Origin of the sequence: Streptomyces spongiae (genome assembly GCF_009377185.1) — a bacterium.
GTDB lineage: Bacteria > Actinomycetota > Actinomycetes > Streptomycetales > Streptomycetaceae > Streptomyces > Streptomyces spongiae.
Genome location: NZ_VJZC01000695.1, coordinates 1 through 4,746 on the forward strand (window position 1 = coordinate 1; position 4,746 = coordinate 4,746).

The 4,746-nt window shown below is 72.1% G+C and carries 4 protein-coding genes and 1 pseudogene; all 5 read left to right on the top strand.

What is annotated here, in order from left to right:
• A pseudogene (locus tag FNH08_RS44765) lies at positions 1 to 183 on the top strand (hypothetical protein); the annotation flags it as partial.
• Between the two features lie 38 nt (positions 184 to 221).
• Positions 222 to 1,703, top strand: a complete 1,482-nt coding sequence (locus tag FNH08_RS44770) for a serine/threonine-protein kinase (RefSeq protein ID WP_152777245.1) — start codon at positions 222 to 224, stop codon at positions 1,701 to 1,703.
• Positions 1,704 to 1,886: 183 nt separating this feature from the next.
• Positions 1,887 to 2,717 carry a glycoside hydrolase domain-containing protein gene (locus FNH08_RS44775; protein WP_152777243.1) on the top strand — a complete coding sequence of 277 codons (831 nt, stop codon included), beginning with the start codon at positions 1,887 to 1,889 and terminating at the stop codon, positions 2,715 to 2,717.
• 137 nt (positions 2,718 to 2,854) lie between these two features.
• Positions 2,855 to 3,514 (top strand): SurA N-terminal domain-containing protein, encoded by a 660-nt coding sequence (locus tag FNH08_RS44780; RefSeq protein ID WP_152777244.1) that lies wholly within the window; start codon positions 2,855 to 2,857, stop codon positions 3,512 to 3,514.
• Positions 3,515 to 3,643: 129 nt separating this feature from the next.
• Positions 3,644 to 4,660 (top strand): nucleoside triphosphate pyrophosphohydrolase, encoded by a 1,017-nt coding sequence (locus FNH08_RS44785; RefSeq protein ID WP_322726462.1) that lies wholly within the window; start codon positions 3,644 to 3,646, stop codon positions 4,658 to 4,660.
• Positions 4,661 to 4,746 lie beyond the last annotated feature (86 nt).

Below are 4,746 nucleotides of genomic sequence, written 5' to 3' on the forward strand. Positions count from 1 at the left end.
CAGCCCTTCCCGCCCCCCGCACCGGTCCAGCAGCAGCCGCCCGCGCAGCCGCAACCGCCCGTACCACCGCAACCGCAGCAGCAGGCGCAACCCCAGCGCCCGTCACCCGCGCGCATCGATCAGGTGCGCGCCGAGCTCGACGAGCTCAGTGACTACCTGCGCAAGCACGAGGGCGGCAGGTGAGCGGCGGGACGGGACGCGTCGTCGCGGGCCGCTACGAACTGTCCACGCTCATCGGGCAGGGCGGCATGGGCCAGGTCTGGACGGCCTACGACCAGCGCCTCGACCGCCGCGTCGCCGTCAAGCTGCTGCGCCCCGACAAGGTCGCGGGCCAGGAGGCCGACGAGCTGCGCCGGCGCTTCCTGCGCGAGTGCCGGGTCACCGCGCAGGTCGACCACCCCGGCCTCGTCACGGTCCACGACGCGGGCAGCGAGGGCGAGGAGCTGTTCCTCGTCATGCAGTACATCGACGGAGCCGACCTCTCCGACCACCTCGCCGAGCACGACCCGTACCCCTGGCAGTGGACCGTCTCCGTCGCCGCCCAGCTGTGCGCCGTGCTGTCGGCCGTGCACGCGGTCCCGATCGTCCACCGCGACCTGAAGCCGCGGAACGTGATGGTCAAGCAGGACGGCACGGTCACCGTCCTCGACCTGGGCGTCGCCTCCGTCATGGACACGGACACGACCCGCCTGACGCACACCGGTTCCCCCATCGGAAGCCCCGCCTACATGGCCCCGGAGCAGGCGATGGGCGGCGCGGTCGGCCCGTACACCGACCTGTACGCGCTGGGCGTGCTCATGCACGAACTGCTCAGCGGGAACGTCCCGTTCGCGGGCTCCACGGCCCTCGGCGTCCTCCACCGCCACCTGTACGAGCCCCCGGTCCCGGTCCGCCGTATGCGCCCGGAGGTGCCCGAGACCCTGGAGGCGCTGGTGCTGCGCCTGCTGGCCAAGGACCCGCAGCACCGGCCCGAGTCCGCGCAGGAGACGTACGAGCAGCTCCTTCCGCTGCTGCCCGCGCGCGGGATGCCGACCGGCGCACCGCTCGACCCCACCCGCCCGTTCCTGCGCCCGCACGCGCCCTGGCCGGACCGCGCCGTCACACCCGCACCGCAGCCCCAGGCCGCGCCCGCGGTCGAAAGACCCGACGTCGCGGGCGCCGTCGACGAGGTCAAGCGGCTGCTCGGCGAGGGCCGCATCACCCAGGCCGTCGACATCCTCGGCCAGATCCTCCCGGCGGCCGCCTCCCAGCACGGCGAGCACTCACCCGTCGTCCGCACCCTGCGCAAGCAGTACGCGGCGACGCTCATGGACGACGGCCAGTACCGCCGCGCCCTGCCCGAGCTGCGCCGCCTCGCCGACGAGCGGGCCAAGGAGGCGGGCCAGGCCGACCCGCAGTCCCTGCGCTACCGCTACGACGCCGCCCAGTGCCTGGAGCAGCTCGGTGAGGCGGCCGCCGCGCTAGCCGAGTACCGCTCCCTCCTGCCGTACTACGAGAACCAGTACGTGGCCGGGGACCCCGAGCTCTCCCTGGACGTCCGCCGCCGGATCGGCCACCTCCTCCTCGCCCTCGGCGACCGCGCCGCCGCCCACGACACCCTGGCCCGCCTGCTGCACGACGTGGAACGGCTCAGGGGCCCCGGCCACCCCCTGGCCGCGGAGGTACGGCGGACCCTGCAGTGGCTGGGCCAGGTGCGCGGCTGAGCGGTTTTGCGCCATCTTGGCCGAAGTTTGCCGTGATCAAGGTGTGGGGTTTCCCGAAACCGGAGATCGCCGGTCTACGTTGCGATGCGTTTCCGAACGTTCGGCATCAAGACGTTCAGCATCGGGACGTCCAGCATCGGGACGTTCCGCAGCAAGCCATCAGGCGTACCTAGGGGTGGGGCCATGTCCAGCCATCGGCAGTCGAAGAAGCGCAGATACGCGACCTGGGCCGCGGCCGGGGCCGTCGTACTCGCCGGGGCCACAGTCGCCGCGCAGAACTCCCTCGCCACCACCACGAGCTGGCCTGCCGCCAAGGTCTACACGGGCCGCGCCTTCGACACCTGCGCGGCACCGTCCCTGTCCGCGATGAAGGCATGGAACACCGGCTTCTACGGCGCGGCCGCCGTCTACGTCGGCGGCAAGAACCGCGGCTGCTCCCAGCCCAACCTCACCGCCTCCTGGGTGAAGTCCGTCAGCTCCGTCGGCTGGAAGCTCATCCCGCTCTACGTCGGGGCCCAGCCACCCTGCCAGAGCGGCTCCAGCCCCGAGGTGATCAGCGCCTCGACCGCCGCTTCCCAGGGCTCCGCGGACGGAGCCGACGCCGTGGCGAAGGCGTCCGCGCTCGGCATGAAGCCCGGCAGCGCGCTCTACCTCGACATGGAGGCGTACGACATCACGAACACGGCCTGCAACAGCGCGGTCCTCACCTACGTCCGCGCCTGGCACAAGGCCGTCGACGCCAAGCAGTACCGCACCGCGTTCTACGGCTTCAGCAGCTCCAGCGCCAAGGCCGTCGCCACCGCGACCGACCGCACCAACCTGCCGGGCAACCTCTGGTACGCCAAGTGGGACAAGGTCAACACCACGACCACCGACTGGCCGTACGCCTCGACGCTGTACACCGGGCACCACCGCGCGCACCAGTACATGGTCAACAGCAAGGAGTCCCGCGGCGGTTACACCATCACGGTGGACCGGAACGCCTGGGACGCGCCGGTGGCGATCACGGGCTGAAACGCGGCCGGGCACGGCGGTGCCCGAAGTCGTGGGTGAATCGTTGGTCGAATGGCTGGCCGAGAGCAGGGCCACTGCCTACCATCGATCACCGCAAGACTTTGTGCACCGTCGCACAATCTCCTCGGGAGGCCCACTTGCACCGCCGCCGTCGTACCGCGCTCGTCCTCTCCGCCGCGATCGTCGCCGCGGCGCCCCTCCTCACCGCCTGCGGGAACGACGCGCATCCCGGCGCGGCGGCCGTCGTCGGCGGCCAGCGGATCACCGTCGCCCAGCTGGAGACCCGGGTGAACGAGGTGCGCGCGGCACAGCGGGCCGCCACCCCGGACGAGGCCCAGTACGAGCAGGCCATCGCCCGCACGGGCGGCCTCACCCGCGACACCCTGCACACCATGGTCCTCGACGAGGTTCTGAAGCGTGCGGCCGAGGACGCCGGTGTCGGCGTCACCCGCAAGGACGTCCAGGCCTTCCGCGCCTCCCTGGAACAGCAGGCGGGCGGAGCGAAGGGCCTGGAGACGGCCTGGCTGCAGCAGTACGGCGTGGCGCCCAAGCGCCTCGACGACAGCCTCCGCACCGAGATCGCGGCCCAGAAGCTGGCCGCCGCGCTCGGCGCCGACATGAACACCGACGCGGGCAAGGCCACCTTCTGGAAGGCCCTCTCCGACGCCTCGAAGAAACTCGACGTCGACCTCAACCCGCGCTACGGCAGCTGGGACGTCCAGAAGAGCAGCCGCGTGGACGCGAAGACGCCGTGGGTACGGGAGATCACGGCGCCGGCGCAGCCACAGTCGGCGTAGCCGCGGGGCCGGTCCGCTGCCGGGACGGTGACCAAACGGTTCACCAGCCCCGCACCGCCCGCCCAGCCTGTGGATAACTTCCTGTGGACAACTTCGGGTGGTGACGGTGGCGTGGGTTACGTTCGATCTGTGAACGCAACCAGCCCAGACGGCGCCACCGGCCGCATCGTCCTGCTCACCACCAGCCACCGCGTAGCACCGGGCCTGCTCTCCTGGCCGGCCTGGCAGGCGCTGCACGGCGCTGACCGCGTCCTGTGCGCGGACGGTGCGCACCCGCAGCTGCCCTACCTCCGTGAGGCGGGCATAGCGGTGGAGGAGGCGACCCCCACCGCCGAGGAGCTGGTCGACGCCTGCGCCGGCGGCCACACGGTGGTCGTCGTGGCGACCGGGGAGGGCGAGCCGCACCTCACCGACGGCCTGGCCCGCCTCGCCGGCTCGGGCCGTGTGGCCATGCCGGAGCTGGAGCTGCTCCCCGCCTCCTACGACCTTCCGGGCGCCCGCCTCCTCGACCTCGTCCAGGTCATGGACCGCATCCGCGCCGAGTGCCCCTGGTCGTCCCAGCAGACCCACAAGGGCCTCGCGAAGTACGGCATCGAGGAGGCGTACGAGCTGGTGGAGGCGATCGAGGAGGGCGACCGGGACGAGCTCCGGGAGGAACTGGGCGATGTCCTCCTCCAGGTCGTCTTCCACGCCCGCATCGCCGAGGAGGGCAGCCCGGAGGACGGGGAGGAACCCTTCTCCATCGACGATGTCGCGGCCGGCATCGTCACCAAGCTCATCCACCGCCACCCCCACGTCTTCGGCGACGAGACGGCCACGACACCGGAGGAGGTCAAGGCGCACTGGCTGCGCACGAAGGCGGTGGAGAAGCGGCGCGAGTCGGTGACGGACGGAATACCCCTCGGCCAGCCGGGTCTGGCCCTCGCGGCCAAGCTCTCCTCACGGATACGGACGGCGGGCCTGGACGTGCCCCTGCCGACGGGGGAGGGCGTCGGGTACGCGCTGCTGGCGACGGCGGTCGAGGCCGAGGCGGCGGGCGTCGACCCGGAGGCGGCACTGCGGGTGGCCGCGCGTGCCTACCGGGACGCGGCGCGGGCCGCGGAGGGGCTGGACGGTCAGGGGACAGCGGAGGGACTGGACGGTTAGGGCCCTTCCCTAAGGGACAGCGGCGCCCTGCGGTGCGGCTACCGTCAAGGAGTGACCAACCAGCCCCACGCCACCCCGATCGACAC

Coding starts and splice junctions, on each gene's coding strand:
- FNH08_RS44775 (WP_152777243.1), top strand. CDS start 1,887: ATGTCCAGCCATCGGCAGTCGAAGAAGCGCAGATACGCGACCTGGGCC.